The organism is Microbacterium pollutisoli (assembly GCF_053586795.1).
The window spans coordinates 381,468-399,591 of the sequence record NZ_JBNYWT010000002.1 but is presented as its reverse complement, the minus strand read 5'-3'; the positions used below and the strand labels follow the sequence as shown (position 1 = coordinate 399,591).

Sequence of the window (18,124 nt, the reverse complement as noted above, 5' to 3'; positions counted from 1 at the left end):
ATGACCGAACGACTCGTCTCCCACCTGCGTTACGCCGCGCTCGCGGTGCCGAATTTCGCCGAGGAGCGCGACTTCTTCACGACCTACTGGGGGCTCACCGAGGTGCACGCCGCCGACGGTCTCAGCTACCTCGCCGCGGAGGGCTCCACCGAGCCGTACATCCTGCGCCTGCGCGACGGTGAGAAGCGCATCGACCTCGTCGGGTTCGCGGTGGCCAGCCGCGACGACCTGTACGCGCTCGCCGACAAGCTGAGAGGCGAGGGTGTGCAGTTCGTGCACGAGCCGCAGGAGCTCGAGGTGTTCGACGGCGGGCACGGCTTCCGCGTCTTCGACGGCGACGGACGCGTGCTGGAGTTCTCCGTCGGGTACCGCACCCGTCAGGCTCGCAAGATCCGCGAGCGGGAGCCGATTCCCGCTAAGCTGTCGCACGTCGTGTTCAACTCGGCCAATCTGCAGCAGTCCGCCGACTGGTACATCGAGCACCTCGACTTCGACATCTCCGACTCGCTCGTGCGCCCCGACGGCGGTCCGATGATGCACTTCATGCGTTGCAACCCGACCCACCACTCGCTCGCGATCGCGCAGGGACCGCACCACTCCCTGCACCACCTGTCGTTCGAGATGCGCGGCATCGAGGAATGGATGCGCGGCGCCGGCAAGATCCTCCGCTCCGGAGCGCGGATGATCTGGGGCCCCGGGCGGCACAACGCCGGTGACAACACCTTCGCCTACTTCCTGAGCCCGGCCGGCAACACGATCGAGTACACGACCGAGCTCGCGGTGCTCGACGAGGAGACCTGGGAGCCGCACCGGCTCGACATGACGCAGGTCTCCAGCCAGGACCAGTGGGGCACCGCACAGGCGATGAGCGAGCTCATCGCGCGTGAGTCGTTCAACGACATCGACAAGGGCCTGTTCGTCGCGCCGCCGGTGTGACGGCGGCATCCGACACGCCATTCTTGAGGAGACGAGATCATGACACGGATCCACTTCGCCGCCGACCACGGCGGCTACGAGCTCGGCCGAGCGCTGGAAGCGCGTGCGCGCGTCGCCGGCCACGAGGTCGTCTGGCACGGCGCAGACACGCTCGACCCGGGTGACGACTACCCGATCTTCGCGATCCGCGTCGGCACCGCCGTCGTCGCCGATCAGGACGCCGGGGTCGACGCGTTCGGTGTGCTGGTGGTCGACGAGGGCGCGGCGGGCGTCGTCGCCGCGAACAAGGTCAACGGTGCCCGCGCGGTCGGCGCCGCCTCGCCGCGTGCGGCGGCGACCACGCGCGAGGTCGTCGATGCGAACGTCCTCGTGCTCGAGGGCATCGCGTTCGAGGAGAACGCGTGGCTCACGCTCGCCGCCTTCGTCACCTCGCACCTGCCCCACAACGTCGACCGCGGACGGCAGATCCTGCAGATAGAGGAGTACGAGAACTCGGGCACGATCGAGGGGTGGGCCGTGCAGTTCGAGCCGGAGCGGATCATCGTCTCCTACGAGTGATTCCCCCTCACTTTGGTTGATTTGCAACCTAAGTAGCGATAGAATGGCTGCGACGTCGGGGTTCGCGTGTGAACCCGTCTCGCTGCGGAACGACCCGCGGCGAGCACACCTCGTCGCGTCGACGGCCCGATCTCTCGGGTGAAGCGCACATGCACCTGTCTCCTCTCCGCCTTCGCATCCTCGTCGGCTCGCTCCTGACCGTCTCGTTCCTCGGCGCTCTGGATCACACCGTGGTCTCCACCTCGCTCGCCACCGTCGCCGGCGAGCTCGGCGCGCTCGAGCAGATGGCCTGGGTCGTCGTCGGCTTCACGCTCGCAGCGACGGTGCTGCTCCCCGTCATCGGCAAGCTCGGCGACATCGTGGGGCCGCGCCTGGTGTTCCTCGTCTCGCTCGGGGTCTTCGTCGTCGCCTCCCTCGCGTGCGGGTTCGCACAGGATCTGCCCCAGCTCATCGCCGCGCGCGTGTTGCAGGGAATGAGCTCGGCAGGCCTGCAACTCATGTCGCAGACGATCGTCGCGTACGTCGCATCGCCGCGGGAGCGGCCGCGCCTGCTCGCCGTCATCGGCGCCGCGTTCCCGATCGCCATCGTCGTCGGGCCGGTGCTCGGCGGTCTCATCACCGACTTCTGGGGCTGGCAGTGGGTCTTCTGGATCAACGTGCCGGTGGGCCTGGCGGCCTTCGCCCTCGCGGTCTACGCCGTACCCCACGTCGTCCCCAGCGCCCGGCCGCGCATCGACATCGCCGGCGCCGTCACGTTCACCGTCGCGATGGTGGCGCTCGTGCTGGGCGTGACCTGGATCGCGGATGCCGGGGCGCTCCCCGCGGCGATCGTCGCGCTGGCCGTCGCGGCCGTCTTCTTCGCGGCGTTCTTCGCCATCGAGTTCCGGGTGCCTGAGCCGATCGTGCCGGTGCGCTCCCTCGGCAACCGGACGATCGCCTGCGCCGTCGCGCTGTCGGCGATCATCGGCATCGGCCTGTTCTCGGTCGTCGCGTACCTGCCGACGTACTTCCAGCTCGCCTACGGCACGTCGGCCACGGTGTCGGGCATCGTCCCGATCGCGACGGTGTTCGGCATGCTCGTCGCCAACCTCGTCACCGGCTCGCGGGCGAGCCGCACCGGTCACTATCGCGTCTACCCGATCGTCGGCACTTCGGTCGGGGCGGTGGCACTGCTCGCGATGGGGCTGTTGCCGGCGGGGTTGCCGCTGTGGGTGCCGGCGGCGATCATGTTCATCGTGGGCGTCGGCACGGGCTGCTTCATGAGCCTCATCTTCGCCATCGCACAGAGCGCCGTGCGGCGCAGCGAGTTGGGGGCGATCACCGCGACGACCAACCTGGTGCGCCAGATCGGCGCCACGGTGGCGACGGCGGTCATCGGCAGCCTCATCGGCTTCGGCGTCGCGGCAGCGCTCCCGGCGGGGCTCGATGCCTCGTCGCTCACCCCCGATGTCGTCCACGCGCTGCCGATCGCCGTGCGCAACGAGGTCGCCGGCATCTACCACGACGTGTTCGCGCCGATCTTCCTCGGCATCGCCGCCGTCAACGTGCTCGGCATCATCGCCGCGGTGCTGCTGCCGGCGGGCACGCTGTCCGACAAGCGCGACGCCGAGCCGGCCGAGGCCACGGTCCCGTCCTCATCCGTCACGGCATGAGCGCCGTCGTCGACACTCAACCCGAACCCGAACGTCTCGAAGGAGAGAACATGAGCACCCACCCCGTCGTCGCCGTCGTCGGCTCGGGCCCCATCGGGTCCGCCTACGCCCGCCTCATCCTCGAGGGGTCACCCGACGCGCACGTCGTGATGTTCGAGGCCGGCCCGCAGCTTACCGAGATCCCCGGCGAGAGCGTGCGCAACATCGCCGATCCGGCGGCCAAGCAGCGCGCCCGCGAGATGTCGCAGGGTCCGCAGTCGGGCTCGCACCGCGAGACCCTCGGCATCCCCGCCGGCGTCGTCGTGGAGGGCATGTTCACGGCACGCGAAGGCACGCACCTGCTTGACTTCGGCGGCGAGGGATCGGCGCACGCGCCGACGTTCCCCGCCGCGGCCGCGGCGACCAATGTGGGCGGCCAGGGGGCGCACTGGACCTGCGCGACGCCGGCGCCGGCGTTCAGCGAGAAGCTGCCGTTCATTGCGGATGCCGAGTGGGACGGCCTCATCGCCGAGGCGGAACGGCTGCTGCACGTGCAGAGCGCGGCGTTCGCCGACTCCGCCGTTGGCGACGCCATCCGGTCGCTGCTCGAAGAGGAGTTCGGGGCGGAGCTACCGGAGGGGTACGGCGCGTCGACGCTGCCGGTCGCCGGTGACCCGCAGCCAGACGGCTCGATGCGCTGGGCGGGCGCCGATGTCGTCCTGGGACCGCTCATCGACCCTGCGTCGCCGCTGTCCGAGCGGTTCGAGCTGCGCGACCTGTCGCTCGTGCGGCGGATCGAGCGCGAGGGCGACCGCGTCACCGGTGTGACGGTGGAGGACCTGCGCACGCGCGAGCAGTCGTTCTTCGCGGCGGATGCCGTCGTGGTGGCCGCCGACGCCTTCCGCACTCCGCAGCTGCTGTGGGCATCCGGCATCCGTCCGGCCGCCCTCGGCCGTTACCTCACCGAGCACCACGTCGTGATCTCGACCGTCGCACTCGATGCCGAGCGCATGGGCCGGTTCGCCACCGAGGCCGACCTCGACGCCGAGCTCGAGCGTCGTTCGCACAACCCGGCCGACCCCGTCGCCGCCGTCAACCGGATCCCGTTCTCCGAGCCCGACCACCCGTTCTCGCTACAGGTGATGTACGCGGAGAACCCGCCGTTCCAGCTCGACCCGTCGAACCCGCACGCCGACAACCGCTGGGGCTACGTCAACATGGGCTACGGCGTGCGCAAGCACCCGCGAGTCGAGGACGGCGTGACGTTCCACGACGACGAGCTCGACTACCGCGGCCTGCCGAACATGACGATCGACTACGTGCTGACCGACACCGAAAGCGCCGAGATCGCCGCGGCGACGGAGCGCCTGAAGCGAGCCGGCCACGCGCTCGGAACCTTTGTCGCCGAGCCCCGGCTGCTGCCGAACGGATCGAGCCTGCACTACATGGGGACCACCCGCATCGGCGTCGCCGACGACGGCACCTCGGTGGCCGATCCGTCCTCGCGCGTGTGGGGCGTGCAGGGTCTGTGGGTCGGCGGAAACGGCACCATCCCGACCGCGAACACCATGAACCCGACGCTCACGAGTGTCGCGATCGCCGCGCGCGGGGCGCGGGCGCTCGTGGCGGAGCTGCCCGAACTGGCAGAACAGCGCGCGGGGACCGCGGCTGTGCCGAAAGTAGGCTGACCCGCCTCACCTCGGCTCTGAGAGGGCGCGGGAGCACGTTTCGCGCCGCTTTCTTGTCGGCGGTGGCCCCGGCATCCGTGAACACACTCATGAGGTTCGCGGCCAGCGCAGCGAACCGGCATCCGGTCACGGGCGCGCACACTACGCTGGACGCGTGCTGCTCAGTGACCGAGACATCCGTGGTGAGATCGCCTCAGGCCGTGTCGGCCTCGACCCGTGGGAGCCGTCGATGGTCCAGCCGTCGAGCGTCGACGTGCGCCTCGACCGCTACTTCCGGCTGTTCGACAACCACAAGTACCCCTTCATCGACCCCGCCGAGGACCAGCCCGACCTGACGCACCTGATCGAAGTCGCGCCCGACGAGCCGTTCATCCTGCACCCCGGGGAATTCGTGCTCGGCTCGACGTTCGAACAGGTCACCCTGCCGGACGACATCGCCGCCCGCCTCGAGGGCAAATCATCGCTGGGACGGCTCGGCCTGCTCACCCACTCGACCGCCGGTTTCATCGACCCGGGATTCTCGGGCCACGTCACCCTTGAGCTGTCGAATGTCGCGACGCTGCCGATCAAGCTGTGGCCCGGGATGAAGATCGGTCAGCTCTGCTTCTTCCGCCTTACCTCGCCGACCGAGAATCCGTACGGCACCGGCCCGTACATGAACCGGTACCACGGCCAGCGTGGCCCGACCGCGTCACGATCGTTCCAGAACTTCCACCGCACGGATGTCGGTGGAACGGATGCCGGGGCCGTCGGCGGCTGACTGGTTTCTGGCCACGGACCGTCCGTGCGCCGGGAAGTTGGCGCGTATGTGGGGTATCCCGCGGGGATAACCCCGGTATGCGCCAAGTTCGGGCGCGGGGGCTGTGCGGGGGCTGTTTGAGTTGGCGCGTGTGTGGGGTATGGAGTGCGCATACCCCACATTTGCGTCAAGTTCGGGCGCGGTGGGTGTGCGGGGGATAGCTGACGCCCGCCCCGGGGCGGGACGGGCATCGAGCTGTGGCCGGGTTCAGGCGGCGTCGCGGCCGCGCGTGAAGCCTGCGTCGAATCCGCGCTCGTAGGCGCGCTGCGCAGCGTTGTGGTCCCGGCCGCCGCGACGGTGACCGCCGCCGTGGCCGCGGTGGCCGTGGGTGTGGGCGTGGTGGCCGTGGTGCGCATGGCCGTCGTGCTCGCCATAGCAGCCGTGGCCGGGGCCGTAGCTGCCACGTGCGAAGAAGGGATGCCGCGGCCCGAACGAGTCGCCATCACCGAAGCCGCCGCCGTCACCCTCTGAGCCGAAGCTGCGGCCGTACGCGAGGCCGAAGCCAGGACCGAACCGGTGGCCGAAGCCGTCGGCGTCGTCGCCCGAGCCGAAGCCGCGACCGAATCCGGCGCGGAAGTCGCCCGGGCCGAAACAGGGACGGCCGAACGCGCCCCGACGTCCGCGGCCGAACCCGCCACGCCCGCGGCCGAAGCCGCCGCGACGTCCGGGACCGAAGCCGCGGGCGGCGGTCTCCTCGGTCCAGCCCAGCTCGCGGGCGATCGCCTCGAGCGTGCGCAGGGTCGTGGCGACGTCCTCGTCGGGCACGCTGCCCGAGACCCTCGCGCGGATGCCGGCGACGAGCTCGCCGAGCCGCTCCGTGGCGGCACGGCCTTCGTCGGTCAGCACCCACTCGCCTTCGGTCTCGGTGACCCAGCCGCGCTCCACGAGCCGGCGCAGCTTCTTGTTCTGAATGCGTTCGAGCAGCTCCGGGGCTTCGACGTCGCCGGCCAGCACCGACAGGATGCGCCAGTCCCGGCGGCTCACGCCTTCATCCGCGAATGCCTGCGCGAACTCGCGCTCGATCAGCAGGTCGACGGCGCGCAGCCAGTAGCCGAGCGGGCGGGAGGAGGAAGTGGGGAAATCAGTGTTCTCAGAAGTCATGGGAAGTCCTTTGTATGGAGGGCACAGGATCGGTGTTCGAAGAATTACATGTCGTTTGGCATGTACATGCACTATGACATGGAATGCAGGAACATGTCAAGAGGCATGTAAATTTGAGGCGTGACCGATTCCGAGCCGACCGGCGCCGAACTCGATGCCCTCCTGGTGGCTCTCGCCCGTCTTCGTGGCGGTGGGGGCCGGGGCCCGCGCGGTGCCGGGCCACACCACTCCCACCATCCGCGCGGACCCTTCGGCCCCGGGCACGGTCCGGGTCACGGCCCCTTCGGCGGCGGTCCCTTCGGCCCGGGCGGTCCGTTCGGCCCCGGCCCGCACCCCTTCGGTCCCGGCGGCCGCGGGGGAGCGCCCGCGCGGGTGCGCCTGCTCGAGGCGCTCGCCGTGGCATCCCACCCCCTCACCGTCAGTGAAGTGGGCGAGGCGATCGGCGTCGACCAGCCGCGCGCCTCGCGGCTCATCCAGCAGGCGGTCGATCGCGGGCTCGTGCGCCGCGAGGCCGATCCCGACGACGCCCGGCGCACGCGCGTCGCCCTCACCGACGAGGGCGCCCGCCTCGCGCAGCGCCTGCACGGGCGGCGGCGGGAGCAACTGATCACCGCGCTGGCCGATTTCAGCGCCGAGGAACGCGCGGAGCTCGCGCGCCTGCTCGCCAAGCTCGCCGCGGCCTGGCCCGGCCCCGACGACGAGGCCTGACGCACGTTCTGCCCGGCGGCGCAACCCGTTCCGCTCGGAAACCGTGCTCGCTAGGGTGACGACCATGGCCACCTCGGTGAACGACGCGCAGATCGACCTCGCCACCCCTGCGCCGCGGCGCTCGACGATCGAACGCTGGGTGTTCTGGCCCGCCGCGATCGTGATCCTCTCCTTCAGCGCGTTCGCGCTCATCGCGCCGCACGTCGCGGAGGAGGTCTTCAACGCCATCCAGTCGACGATCGTCAACGGGTTCAACTGGTACTACGTGCTCATCGCGGCGTTCTTCGTCGTCTTCGCGCTGTTCCTCGGCTTCAGCAAGTACGGCGACATCCGCCTCGGCGCCGACGATGACAAGCCCGAGTTCTCGCTGGGCGCGTGGTTTGCGCTGCTGTTCGCCGCCGGCATGGGCATCGGACTGGTCTTCTACGGCGTGAGCGAGCCGCTCAGCCACTTCGTCACCCCGCGCCCGGGGGTCACCGGCACCCCCGAACAGCTCGCGCAGGCCGCGCTCAGCCAGACCTACCTGCACTGGGGTGTGCAGGCGTGGGCGATCTACGTGGTCGTGGGCCTCGGCCTGGCCTACGCGATCCACCGCCGCAAGCGCCCGGTCTCGATCCGCTGGTCACTCGAACCGCTGCTGGGGCGCCGCGTGCACGGCGGATGGGGCAACGTCGTCGACGTCGTCGCGCTGGTGGGGACCATGTTCGGCGTCGCGACCTCGCTCGGGCTCGGCGTGCTGCAGATCTCGGCCGGCCTCGACGCGGCGGGGCTCGCCGAACCCACCGAGATGGTGCAGATCGCCATCATCGGGGTGATCACCGTCTTCGTGCTGGCCTCGGTGCTGTCCGGCGTCACCAAGGGTATGAAATGGCTGTCGTCGTTCAACCTGATCCTCGCCGCGGTCCTCGTCGTGTACCTGCTCGTGTTCGGGCAGACCGAGTTCCTGCTACGCGAATGGGTGCAGTCGATCGGCAACTACATCCAGAACTACATCGGGCTCTCCTTCAACGTCAGCGCCTTCCAGGGCGCCGACGGTGAAGCGTGGCAGGCGGGATGGACGTCGTTCTACTGGGGCTGGTGGATCTCGTGGGCACCGTTCGTCGGCATCTTCATCGCCCGCATCTCCCGCGGCCGCACCGTGCGGCAGTTCGTGGCAGGCGTCATCATCGTGCCGACCCTCATCACGATCCTCTGGTTCGCGGTGCTGGGCGGTTCGGCGCTGTACATCGAGCTCAACCAGCCCGGTGCCCTGCGGCAGGCCGACGGCACCGTCGACCTCAACACGGCTCTGTTCCAGATGCTGGAGTTCATCCCCGGCACCAGCGTGCTCACGGTCGGCGTCATCGTGCTGATCGGCATCTTCTTCATCACCTCGTCCGACTCCGGCGCCCTCGTCATGGGCATGATCGCCACCGGCGGTCAGATCGAGCCGCCGCGCTGGGTGCGCACCTTCTTCACCCTCACCACCGCCGTGCTCGCGATCGCGCTGCTGCTCACCGGCGGCCTGGTCGCCCTGCAGACCGCCGCGATCATCATCGCGCTGCCGTTCAGCATCGTCATGCTGCTCATCTGCTGGTCGACCGTCGTAGCGTTCGCCCGCGAACGGCGCGCCTACGACCGGGCCGCCCGGGCACAGTTCGTCGACCACATCGGGGAGTACTACGGCCTCGAAGTCGAGGAACCCACCACGCGCGGCGCACTGCGCGAACCGGCATGGATGCGACGGTTGTCCCGCGTCCTCACCCGGCGCGAGGCGCCGCCGGTCATTCCCGCGCCGATCGTCCCCGGCCCGGCCGTGCGGCATGCCCGGCCGGCATCGCTGGCCGCGGAGAACGCCGAACCGGACGGGGTGCCCACCGACGACGTCGACGAGATCGTCGAGCACGACCCGTACGTCGGGCGCGACGCCACCGACATCCCCGACCGCACCCGCACCGCCCGCGGCCACGACCCGCTGTCGGGCGGGCACGACTGACGGACCTCCGCCACCGAAGACACTGCGGCGCCGGATGCCGACACGCGAGGGACCACCGGATGCCGGGGTCCCGGCATCCACCCCCTATCGAGCGCGCTGGTGGGCGGGCAGCTTCACGAACAGCAGCATGATCAGGCCGATCAGCAGCACGAGGCCGATGCCGAGCACACCGTAGACGATCCCACCGAACCAGGCGAGGAACAGCGACCAGGCCAGCGGCGACAGGAACGAGGCGACGCGGCCGGTCGTGGCGTAGAGGCCGAAGATCTCACCCTGCATGCTGACCGGCGTCAAGCGCGTCAGCATGCTGCGGCTGGCCGCCTGGGCCGGGCCCACGAAGGCGCACAGCACCAGGCCGCACACCCAGAACACGATCGTGCCGAGTTCGCGCAGGATGAACACCACGAACGCCATCGCGACCAGGCCCGACAGGGCGATGATGATGAGCTTGCGCGCGCCGATCGCGTCGTCGACCCGGCCGGCCAGAAGCGTCGACACCCCGGCGACGAGGTTGGCCGCCAGGCCGAACACGATCACCTCGAGGAAGGAGAACCCGAAGCCCTGCGCGGCCAGCACGGCGCCGAAGGCGAACACGCCCGCCAGGCCGTCGCGGTAGACCGCCGCGGCCAGCAGGAACCAGAAGGTCGACCGGTTCGTCTGGAAGAGGCGCTTGAGGTTGCGGACCAGGACCGCGTACGAGGCGAACAGCCCCACCTTCTCGGACGCGCGGTACGCCGGGGACTCCGGGACGTTGCGGAACAGCGGGATCGAGAACACCAGCGTCCACACCGCACACACGACGGCGACCAGTTTGTAGGCGAGCGGGTTGTCCTGCCCGAGCCCGAACAGCACCGGGATGCACACGATCAGCGCGACCACGCCGCCGATGTAGCCCAGGCCCCACCCGAGCCCGGAGACGCGCCCCACGGTCTTGGGCGTCGACACCTCGGAGAGCATCGCGTAGTAGTTGACGTTGCCGATCTCGGAGACGACGGCGCCGATCGCGACAGCCAGCGCACCGAACCAGAAGTACTTCGGGTCGGCCTCGACGAAGAAGAGCAGGAACTGGATGAGGGCGATCGCGATGGTGGCCCCGATGATCCACTTCTTCTTGCTGCCGCGGGCGTCCGCCTGCTGGCCGAGCACAGGAGCCAGCACGAGGATCAGGATGCCGGCGGCGAAGTTCGCCCAGCCCCACCACTCCGACAGGTCGGTGAGGCCCTGGCAGTAATCGCTGTCCTGATACTGCGACTCGTTGCAGTTCATGTACGAGCCGTCCGCGAGCAGCCCCGACTCGCGCACCGCCGGGTCGAGGAACTGCCGCGAGGTCAGGTAGAGCGCGATCCAGACGAAGGTCAAGATGACGGTGTTGAACGGCTGCATGGCCCAGTCCCACATCGCCCACGACCGCACCTGCTTGCGTGGGATGTCGCGCTCGACCGCGTTCTGGAACACCTCCCCGATGGCCCCGAGAGCCCGGGTGTCGGCAGGGGACGGCGGCTGGGGGGCGGACTCCGGATTCACATCGGCCATGATGATGCTCCTCGATGAACAGACGGTGCCGACGACGGTACGGCGCGTGCTCAGGCTATCGGCCAAGGCGAGTCGGGCTCGGTACAAAACTTGATACGACCCGTATCAAGTTCGTTTTGACATGGCGGGCGTCGAGGTTTACTCTGGAACCCGGACGAAGTTGAGTCGGTATGACTCATCTTTGGTTCCCCCAGGCTTTTCCCGCGTTCCACAAGAAGGAGAACACACATGGCACGTGCAGTGGGTATCGACCTCGGTACGACGAACTCCGTCGTCGCCGTCCTCGAGGGCGGCGAGCCGAAGGTCATCGCCAACGCCGAGGGCTTCCGCACGACCCCGTCGGTCGTCGCGTTCACGAAGGACGGCGAGGTGCTGGTCGGCGAGACCGCCAAGCGCCAGGCCGTCACCAACGTCGACCGCACCATCACGTCGGTCAAGCGCCACATGGGCACCGACTGGAAGACGCAGTCGATCGACGGCAAGAACTACACGCCGCAGGAGATCTCGGCGCGCATCCTCCAGAAGCTGAAGCGCGACGCCGAGCAGTACCTGGGCGACACCGTGACGGATGCCGTCATCACCGTCCCCGCCTACTTCAACGACGCCGAGCGCCAGGCCACCAAGGAGGCCGGTGAGATCGCGGGCCTCAACGTGCTCCGCATCATCAACGAGCCCACCGCCGCGGCCCTCGCGTACGGCCTCGACAAGGGCAAGGAAGACGAGCTCATCCTCGTGTTCGACCTCGGTGGCGGCACGTTCGACGTCTCGCTGCTCGAAGTGGGCAAGGACGACGACTTCTCGACCATCCAGGTCCGTGCGACCGCCGGTGACAACCGCCTCGGCGGCGACGACTGGGACCAGCGCCTCGTCGACTACCTCCTCAAGCAGTTCAAGGACACGACGGGCGTCGACGTCTCGAACGACAAGATCGCCCTCCAGCGTCTGAAGGAGGCAGCGGAGCAGGCCAAGAAGGAGCTGTCGAGCTCGACGAGCACCTCCATCAACCTGCCCTACCTGTCGCTGACCGACTCGGGCCCCGTGTCGCTGTCGGAGACGGTCACGCGTGCGAAGTTCGAGGACCTCACCAAGGACCTCCTCGACCGCACCAAGAAGCCGTTCGAAGACGTCATCCGCGAGGCCGGCATCAAGGTGTCCGACATCGACCACGTCGTGCTGGTCGGTGGCTCCACCCGTATGCCCTCGGTCGCCGAGCTTGTCAAGAAGGAGACCGGCAAGGACGCCAACAAGGGTGTGAACCCGGACGAGGTCGTCGCCGTCGGCGCCGCCCTGCAGGCCGGTGTCCTCAAGGGTGAGCGCAAGGACGTGCTGCTCATCGACGTCACCCCCCTGAGCCTCGGCATCGAGACCAAGGGCGGCATCATGACCAAGCTCATCGAGCGCAACACCGCCATCCCGACCAAGCGCAGCGAGACCTTCACGACCGCCGACGACAACCAGCCGTCGGTCGCGATCCAGGTGTTCCAGGGCGAGCGCGAGTTCACCCGCGACAACAAGCCGCTCGGCACGTTCGAGCTGACCGGCATCGCTCCGGCTCCCCGCGGCATCCCGCAGATCGAGGTCACGTTCGACATCGACGCGAACGGCATCGTCCACGTGTCGGCGAAGGACAAGGGCACCGGCAAGGAGCAGTCGATGACGATCACCGGCGGCTCGTCGCTGCCCAAGGAGGACATCGACCGCATGGTCAAGGAGGCGGAGGAGCACGCCGCCGAGGACAAGAAGCGCCGTGAGGCCGCCGAGGTCCGCAACCAGGCCGAGACCCTCGCGTACTCCGTCGAGAAGCTCATCGCCGACAACGCCGACAAGCTGCCCGAGGACGTCAAGACCGAAGTGCAGGGCGACGTCGACGCGCTGAAGACCGCGCTGGCCGGCGACAACGACGACGCGGTCAAGGATGCGTTCGACAAGCTCAGCCAGAGCCAGGGCAAGCTGGGTGAGGCGATCTACGCCTCGTCGCAGGCCGACCAGGCTCAGGATGCCGGTGCGCAGAGCGGCCCGGACGCCGAGGGCGCGACATCCGCTGAGGAAGACGTCGTCGACGCCGAGGTTGTGGACGACGAAGACGAGACGAAGTAGGACATATGACGAACAAGGACTTCGAACAGCCCGACGACGGCGACGAGGTCCTCGGCGAGGAGGGGTCGGAGGCGCAGGTCTCCGACCCCGAGTCGCAGGAGGACGCCCCCGCGGCGGCCGACGCTCCGGCTGACGCCGACGCCGAGGCCGACGCGCTCACGATCGAGGAGATCCTCGCGGCGGCCCAGACCGACGAGGCCGCCGTCGCCGACGCGCCCGCCGAGGAGCACGACCTGGTCCTGGACCTCAAGCGGGTCCAGGCCGAGTACGCCAACTACCGCCGTCGGACGGAGGAGCAGCGTCAGCTGGAGAACGAGCGCGCCACCGGATCGGTGGCCGCCAAGCTGCTGCCGGTGCTCGACGACCTCGACCGTGCCGAGAAGCACGGCGACCTCATCGAAGGCGCCGCGCTGACCGTGATCGCCGAGAAGCTGCGCGCGGTCGTCTCGCGCCTGGGCGTCGAGCGCTACGGCGAGGCCGGCGAGGAGTTCGACCCGCGCCAGCATGAGGCCATCTTCCAGGCGCCCACGCCCGGTACCGAGACGCCGACCATCCTCGAGGTCGTCGAGGTCGGCTACCGCATCGGCACGACCGAGCTTCGCCCCGCGAAGGTCGTCGTGGCCGTCCCGGCGGAGTAGTCGAGGAGAGCGCATGGCCAGTCAGGACTGGTTCGACAAGGACTTCTACAAGATCCTCGGGGTGTCCAAGGACGTCACCGACGCCGATCTGAAGAAGGCCTATCGCAAGCTCGCGCGCAAGTACCACCCCGACTCGACGCAGGGCGACCCCGCCGCCGAGGCGAAGTTCAAGGAGATCAGCGAGGCGTACGCCGTGCTGAGCGACAAGAAGGAGCGCGAGGAGTACGACCAGATCCGCGCCATGGGGTCGGGTGCCCGCTTCCAGGCGCCCGGCTCCGGCGGCGGATTCGAGGACGTGTTCAGCCGCTTCGGTCGCGGTGGTGCGCAGCAGGCCGACTTCGATGACCTGTTCGCCATGTTCGGACAGCAGGGCGGCGGGCGGTTCGGCTCGGGCCGGTTCGGGCAGCCCTCGGGCGGGTTCCGGGGCTTCGGCGGGCCGCAGCGCGGCGCCGACGTGAGCGCGCGCACGACGCTCGACTTCCTGACGGCGGTGCGCGGCGAGACCATCTCGCTGGCCGGTGAGGACGGCAAGCCGTTCAAGGTGAAGATCCCCGCCGGTGTCGCCGACGGGCAGAAGATCCGGCTGCGCGGCCGCGGGCGGCCCTCGCCCGACGGCGGGGAGCCCGGCGACATCGTGGTGACCGTGACCGTGCGTCCGCACCCGGTGTTCACCCGCGACGGGCTGAACCTGCGGCTGACCGTGCCGGTGACCTTCACCGAGGCGGCGCTGGGGGCGACCATCGAGGTCCCGACCCTCGGCGGCGACCCGGTCAAGCTGCGCGTCGCCCCGGGCACCCCCTCCGGGCGCGTGCTGCGGGTCAAGGGGCGCGGCGTACAGACTGCCAAGGGCACCGGCGACCTGCTCGCCGAGGTGCAGGTGGTCGTGCCCACGCACCTGGACGACCGCGCTCGGGAGGCGCTCGAGCGGTTCCGCGAGCTCGAGCCCAAGGAGAACCCGCGGGCGGAGCTGATGAGCCGCGCTCGGGAGTGACCCGGCGCGGCGAGACGCGGCGCCCGGCACGGGCACGAGGATGACAGAGGAGGAGTGCCATGGTCGATCGACCCGTCGATGAGGAGGCGCCGATCTTCACGATCGCCGTCGCCGCGGAACTGGCCGGCATGCACCCGCAGACACTCCGGCAGTACGACCGGCTGGGGCTCGTCGTCCCGGCGCGCACGCAGGGTGGCTCGCGCCGCTATTCGCTGCGCCACGTCGAGCAGCTGCGTGAGGTCGCCCAGCTGTCGGCCGACGGCATGAGCCTGCCCGCCATCGCGCGCATCCTCGACCTGGAGGACCACGTGCGCGCCTTGCGGAAGGAGGTGAGCGAGCTCGAGCAGCGCCTGCGCGAAGAGGTGGAGAACCGGCGCGGCGTGCGCGTGTTCGCCGCCGGGCCGTCCGGCAACGTCGTGACGCTGCGCCACGGCACCCGCGTCCGCCGCGCGACCGAGGTCGTACTCTGGCGTCCGCGCGCGCACGACGACTGAGGTGCGGCGGCGCGGCGGGCGATCCCGTGGCATCCTGTCGTCCCCGTGGCATCCTGTCGTCCACCCCATACCGCGCAGTCGGTATCCTGGGCGAGGGGTAGCGTCGGATTCGACGACGAGGAGGTCGACATGGAGATCACCGGGGCAGTGCTGGAGCTGTCGGGTGCGCGCAGGCCGTTCGCGCAGACGCGCCCGTTCACCGTCGGACCCCTCGAGCTCGATCCGCCCGGCGCTGGCGAGGTGCTCGTGCGCATCGAAGCCGCCGGCGTGTGCCACTCCGACCTCAGCGTGGTCGACGGGAACCGGCGCCGGCCCACGCCCATGCTCCTCGGCCACGAAGCCGCCGGCATCGTCGAGCAGTTCGGTGCCGGTGTGGACGACCTGTCCGTCGGCGACCGGGTGGTCCTGACCTTCCTGCCGCGCTGCGGGCAGTGCGCGGGATGCCGCACCGACGGCCGACTGCCCTGCGAAGTCGGCACCGCGGCGAACAACGCCGGGACGCTCGTCGGCGGTGGCATCCGGCTGCACCGCGACGGCACCGACGTGCACCACCACCTCGGAGCCAGCGCGTTCGCCAGCCACGCCGTCGTGCACCGCACTTCGATCGTGCCGGTGCCGGCCGATGTGCCGGCCGAGATCGCCGCTCTGCTCGGCTGCGCCGTGCTCACCGGCGGGGGCGCCGTGCTCAACGCGGCGCGCCCCGCATCCGGTTCACGCCTGATCGTGGTGGGCCTGGGCGGTGTCGGCATGGCCGCGCTGCTGGTGGCCGTCGCCCTCGGGCTCGACGTGGTCGGCGTCGACGCCGTGCCCGCCAAGCTGGACCTCGCCCGGACGCTCGGGGCGAGCGACGCGCTGACACCGGACGCGGCGGTGGATGCCGGCATCCGGGCCCCCGCCGTCGTCGAGGCCGCGGGGCACCCGCGGGCGTTCGAGACCGCGATCGCGCTGACCGCGCCCGGTGGCACGACCGTCACGGTGGGCCTGCCCGCCCCCGATGCCCGCAGCGAGATCTCGCCGCTGCAGCTGACCGCCGAGGCGCGCACCGTCATCGGCAGCTACCTCGGCTCGGCGGTGCCGAGCCGGGACATCCCGCACTACGTCGAGCTGTGGCGGTCGGGACGGCTGCCGCTCGAGAAGCTCGTCTCCAGCCGCATCCGGCTGGACGAGATCGACACCGCCATGGACCGGCTCGCCGCCGGCGGCGAGCTGCGCCAGCTCATCACCTTCTGACCCGCCGGGCCACCGGCATCCACCACCGAAAGGGAATCGCATGACCCGCACCGCCATCGTCACCGGAGCCGCCCGCGGCATCGGCGCCGCCACCGCACAGCGTCTCGCCGCCGACGGGTTCGCCGTCGCCGTGCTCGACCTCGACGCAGCCGCCTGCGCCGACACCGTCGCCGCGATCGAAGCCGCCGGCGGTCGTGCGCTCGCCGTGGGTGCGAACGTCGCCGACAGCGCCGCCGTCGCCGCTGCCGTCGAGACGATCGTCGCCGAGCTGGGGGCGCCGACCGTGCTGGTCAACAACGCCGGGATCATCCGCGACAACCTGCTGTTCAAGATGACCGAAGACGACTGGGACGCGGTGCTGACCGTGCACCTGCGCGGGGCGTTCCTCATGACCAAGGCCGTGCAGGCGCACATGGTCGAGGCCGGCTGGGGCCGGATCGTCAACCTGTCGTCGACGTCGGCACTGGGCAACCGCGGCCAGGCGAACTATGCGGCCGCCAAGGCCGGCATGCAGGGGTTCACGAAGACCCTCGCGATCGAGCTGGGCCGCTTCGGCGTGACCGCGAACGCGATCGCTCCGGGGTTCATCCAGACCGACATGACCCGGGCCACGGCCGAGCGGCTCGGGGTGTCGTTCGACGACTTCGTCGCCGCCAACGCGAAGGAGATCCCCGTCGGACGCGGTGGCACGCCCGAGGACATCGCCGCGGCCGTGTCGTTCTTCGTCCGTGAAGAGGCCGGCTTCGTCTCCGGCCAGGTGCTGTACGTGGCGGGCGGGCCGCGCGCATGAGCATCCGGGTGGCATCGGTCGCGGAGCTGCCGGCAGCGGTCGGGCAGGCCGCGACCGGAGAGTGGTTCGAGATCTCGCAGGACCGCATCGCCGGGTTCGCCGACGTGACCGAGGACTGGCAGTGGATCCACCTCGACGCCGTGCGCGCCGCGGCCGGGCCCTTCGGCGGCACGATCGCGCACGGCTATCTGACCCTGTCGCTGCTGCCCCGGCTGGTCGACGGCCTGCTCCAGGTCGACGGCGTGGGCATGGCGGTCAACTACGGGCTCGACAAGGTGCGGTTCCTGCAGCCGGTGCGCGCCGGATCGCGCGTGCGCGCGACGACCGAGGTGGTCTCGGCCGAGCCGGGCGCCCAGGGCACCCGCGTGGGCCTGCGCACGACCGTCGAGATCGAAGGGGGCGACCGCCCGGCACTGGTGGCCGAGACGATCGCCCTGTTCGTGCCGCAGTGAGCGTCGGCGACGAACCGAGCGCTGCGCGCGCCCGCGTCGCGTTCCGGGTGCTGCTGCGCGTGGACGGGGGCGCGTCGTGACGGCGTATCCGGTGCGACGCCCGTTCTCGACCCGGTGGCGCGACAACGATCAGTACGGGCACCTCAACAACGTCGTCTACTACGAGGCGATGGACACGGCCGTCAACGCCTGGATGATCGCCGAGGCCGGCCTCGACCCCGCCGGCAGCGAGATCGCGATCGTCGTCGCTTCGTCGTGCGAGTACCGCGCGTCGGCGTCGTTCCCCGAACCGCTTGAAGTGGGCATCGGCGTGGAGCGGCTCGGATCGACGTCGATCACGTGGGCGCTCGGCATCCTGCGCCCGGCCGAGGACGAGCCGATCGCCGTCGGCCGGTTCGTGCACGTGTTCGTGGATGCCGCTACGCGCCGCCCGGTGCCGGTCCCGGCCGCTGTGCGCGACGCCGTCACCGCCCACCTCGGCGCGTAGCTCCGCGCCGCGACGG

Annotated in this window: 17 protein-coding genes; 15 read left to right on the top strand and 2 right to left on the bottom strand. The window is 70.1% G+C overall.

Annotation, left to right across the window (positions count from 1 at the left end; translation table 11 throughout):
• The 5 genes from ACQ143_RS06725 (at nucleotide 1) to dcd (ending at nucleotide 5,573) form a co-directional block, all read left to right on the top strand.
• Nucleotides 1-936 carry a VOC family protein gene (locus ACQ143_RS06725; RefSeq protein ID WP_449569934.1) on the top strand — a complete coding sequence of 312 codons (936 nt, stop codon included), beginning with the start codon at nucleotides 1-3 and terminating at the stop codon, nucleotides 934-936.
• Nucleotides 937-975: 39 nt separating this feature from the next.
• Complete coding sequence (locus tag ACQ143_RS06720) at nucleotides 976-1,494, top strand: RpiB/LacA/LacB family sugar-phosphate isomerase (protein WP_449569933.1); 519 nt, start codon at nucleotides 976-978, stop codon at nucleotides 1,492-1,494.
• A gap of 149 nt (nucleotides 1,495-1,643) precedes the next feature.
• Nucleotides 1,644-3,146 (top strand): MFS transporter, encoded by a 1,503-nt coding sequence (locus ACQ143_RS06715; RefSeq protein WP_449569932.1) that lies wholly within the window; start codon nucleotides 1,644-1,646, stop codon nucleotides 3,144-3,146.
• Between the two features lie 50 nt (nucleotides 3,147-3,196).
• Nucleotides 3,197-4,813: a GMC oxidoreductase gene (locus ACQ143_RS06710; protein ID WP_449569931.1), complete on the top strand. Its 1,617-nt coding sequence runs from the start codon at nucleotides 3,197-3,199 to the stop codon at nucleotides 4,811-4,813.
• Nucleotides 4,814-4,967: 154 nt separating this feature from the next.
• Nucleotides 4,968-5,573 (top strand): dCTP deaminase, encoded by a 606-nt coding sequence (gene dcd, locus ACQ143_RS06705; protein ID WP_449569930.1) that lies wholly within the window; start codon nucleotides 4,968-4,970, stop codon nucleotides 5,571-5,573.
• 246 nt (nucleotides 5,574-5,819) lie between these two features.
• Here dcd and ACQ143_RS06700 read toward each other — a convergent pair whose 3' ends face one another.
• Nucleotides 5,820-6,713, bottom strand: a complete 894-nt coding sequence (locus ACQ143_RS06700) for a MarR family winged helix-turn-helix transcriptional regulator (protein WP_449569929.1) — start codon at nucleotides 6,711-6,713, stop codon at nucleotides 5,820-5,822.
• 120 nt (nucleotides 6,714-6,833) lie between these two features.
• Between ACQ143_RS06700 and ACQ143_RS06695 the strand changes: the two genes are divergently transcribed.
• Nucleotides 6,834-7,421: a MarR family winged helix-turn-helix transcriptional regulator gene (locus ACQ143_RS06695; RefSeq protein WP_449569928.1), complete on the top strand. Its 588-nt coding sequence runs from the start codon at nucleotides 6,834-6,836 to the stop codon at nucleotides 7,419-7,421.
• 64 nt (nucleotides 7,422-7,485) lie between these two features.
• A complete protein-coding gene (locus ACQ143_RS06690; protein WP_449569927.1) occupies nucleotides 7,486-9,396 on the top strand; it encodes a BCCT family transporter in 1,911 nt (636 codons plus the stop codon).
• 84 nt (nucleotides 9,397-9,480) lie between these two features.
• Here the strand turns inward: ACQ143_RS06690 and ACQ143_RS06685 are convergent, their stop codons facing one another.
• Nucleotides 9,481-10,929: an MFS transporter gene (locus ACQ143_RS06685; RefSeq protein WP_449569926.1), complete on the bottom strand. Its 1,449-nt coding sequence runs from the start codon at nucleotides 10,927-10,929 to the stop codon at nucleotides 9,481-9,483.
• Nucleotides 10,930-11,157: 228 nt separating this feature from the next.
• Between ACQ143_RS06685 and dnaK the strand changes: the two genes are divergently transcribed.
• From dnaK to ACQ143_RS06645, 8 genes are all read left to right on the top strand, one after another.
• On the top strand, nucleotides 11,158-13,026 hold the full coding sequence (dnaK, locus tag ACQ143_RS06680) for a molecular chaperone DnaK (RefSeq protein ID WP_449569925.1): 1,869 nt from the start codon (nucleotides 11,158-11,160) through the stop codon (nucleotides 13,024-13,026).
• A 5-nt stretch (nucleotides 13,027-13,031) separates the two neighbouring features.
• Complete coding sequence (locus ACQ143_RS06675; RefSeq protein ID WP_449569924.1) at nucleotides 13,032-13,664, top strand: nucleotide exchange factor GrpE; 633 nt, start codon at nucleotides 13,032-13,034, stop codon at nucleotides 13,662-13,664.
• 13 nt (nucleotides 13,665-13,677) lie between these two features.
• Nucleotides 13,678-14,655: a DnaJ C-terminal domain-containing protein gene (locus tag ACQ143_RS06670; RefSeq protein WP_449569923.1), complete on the top strand. Its 978-nt coding sequence runs from the start codon at nucleotides 13,678-13,680 to the stop codon at nucleotides 14,653-14,655.
• A 59-nt stretch (nucleotides 14,656-14,714) separates the two neighbouring features.
• Complete coding sequence (locus tag ACQ143_RS06665; protein ID WP_449569922.1) at nucleotides 14,715-15,149, top strand: heat shock protein transcriptional repressor HspR; 435 nt, start codon at nucleotides 14,715-14,717, stop codon at nucleotides 15,147-15,149.
• 129 nt (nucleotides 15,150-15,278) lie between these two features.
• The gene (locus tag ACQ143_RS06660; RefSeq protein ID WP_449569921.1) at nucleotides 15,279-16,379 is read left to right on the top strand and encodes an alcohol dehydrogenase catalytic domain-containing protein; all 1,101 of its coding nucleotides are present in this window, start codon (nucleotides 15,279-15,281) and stop codon (nucleotides 16,377-16,379) included.
• A gap of 40 nt (nucleotides 16,380-16,419) precedes the next feature.
• Nucleotides 16,420-17,169: an SDR family oxidoreductase gene (locus ACQ143_RS06655; protein WP_449569920.1), complete on the top strand. Its 750-nt coding sequence runs from the start codon at nucleotides 16,420-16,422 to the stop codon at nucleotides 17,167-17,169.
• Nucleotides 17,166-17,621 carry a MaoC family dehydratase gene (locus ACQ143_RS06650; protein ID WP_449569919.1) on the top strand — a complete coding sequence of 152 codons (456 nt, stop codon included), beginning with the start codon at nucleotides 17,166-17,168 and terminating at the stop codon, nucleotides 17,619-17,621. Before ACQ143_RS06655 ends, ACQ143_RS06650 begins: the two co-directional genes overlap by 4 nt.
• Nucleotides 17,622-17,697: 76 nt before the next feature.
• Nucleotides 17,698-18,108, top strand: coding sequence for an acyl-CoA thioesterase (locus ACQ143_RS06645; protein WP_449569918.1), 411 nt, complete (start codon nucleotides 17,698-17,700; stop codon nucleotides 18,106-18,108).
• Nucleotides 18,109-18,124 lie beyond the last annotated feature (16 nt).

Excerpts from the sequence above, each read along its gene's own strand:
- ACQ143_RS06725 (WP_449569934.1), top strand. The coding sequence starts at position 1 with ATGACCGAACGACTCGTCTCCCACCTGCGTTACGCCGCGCTCGCGGTG.
- ACQ143_RS06720 (WP_449569933.1), top strand. The coding sequence starts at position 976 with ATGACACGGATCCACTTCGCCGCCGACCACGGCGGCTACGAGCTCGGC.
- ACQ143_RS06715 (WP_449569932.1), top strand. The coding sequence starts at position 1,644 with ATGCACCTGTCTCCTCTCCGCCTTCGCATCCTCGTCGGCTCGCTCCTG.
- ACQ143_RS06710 (WP_449569931.1), top strand. The coding sequence starts at position 3,197 with ATGAGCACCCACCCCGTCGTCGCCGTCGTCGGCTCGGGCCCCATCGGG.
- ACQ143_RS06700 (WP_449569929.1), bottom strand. The coding sequence starts at position 6,713 with ATGACTTCTGAGAACACTGATTTCCCCACTTCCTCCTCCCGCCCGCTC.
- ACQ143_RS06690 (WP_449569927.1), top strand. The coding sequence starts at position 7,486 with ATGGCCACCTCGGTGAACGACGCGCAGATCGACCTCGCCACCCCTGCG.
- ACQ143_RS06685 (WP_449569926.1), bottom strand. The coding sequence starts at position 10,929 with ATGGCCGATGTGAATCCGGAGTCCGCCCCCCAGCCGCCGTCCCCTGCC.
- dnaK (WP_449569925.1), top strand. The coding sequence starts at position 11,158 with ATGGCACGTGCAGTGGGTATCGACCTCGGTACGACGAACTCCGTCGTC.
- ACQ143_RS06675 (WP_449569924.1), top strand. The coding sequence starts at position 13,032 with ATGACGAACAAGGACTTCGAACAGCCCGACGACGGCGACGAGGTCCTC.
- ACQ143_RS06670 (WP_449569923.1), top strand. The coding sequence starts at position 13,678 with ATGGCCAGTCAGGACTGGTTCGACAAGGACTTCTACAAGATCCTCGGG.
- ACQ143_RS06665 (WP_449569922.1), top strand. The coding sequence starts at position 14,715 with ATGGTCGATCGACCCGTCGATGAGGAGGCGCCGATCTTCACGATCGCC.
- ACQ143_RS06660 (WP_449569921.1), top strand. The coding sequence starts at position 15,279 with ATGGAGATCACCGGGGCAGTGCTGGAGCTGTCGGGTGCGCGCAGGCCG.
- ACQ143_RS06655 (WP_449569920.1), top strand. The coding sequence starts at position 16,420 with ATGACCCGCACCGCCATCGTCACCGGAGCCGCCCGCGGCATCGGCGCC.
- ACQ143_RS06650 (WP_449569919.1), top strand. The coding sequence starts at position 17,166 with ATGAGCATCCGGGTGGCATCGGTCGCGGAGCTGCCGGCAGCGGTCGGG.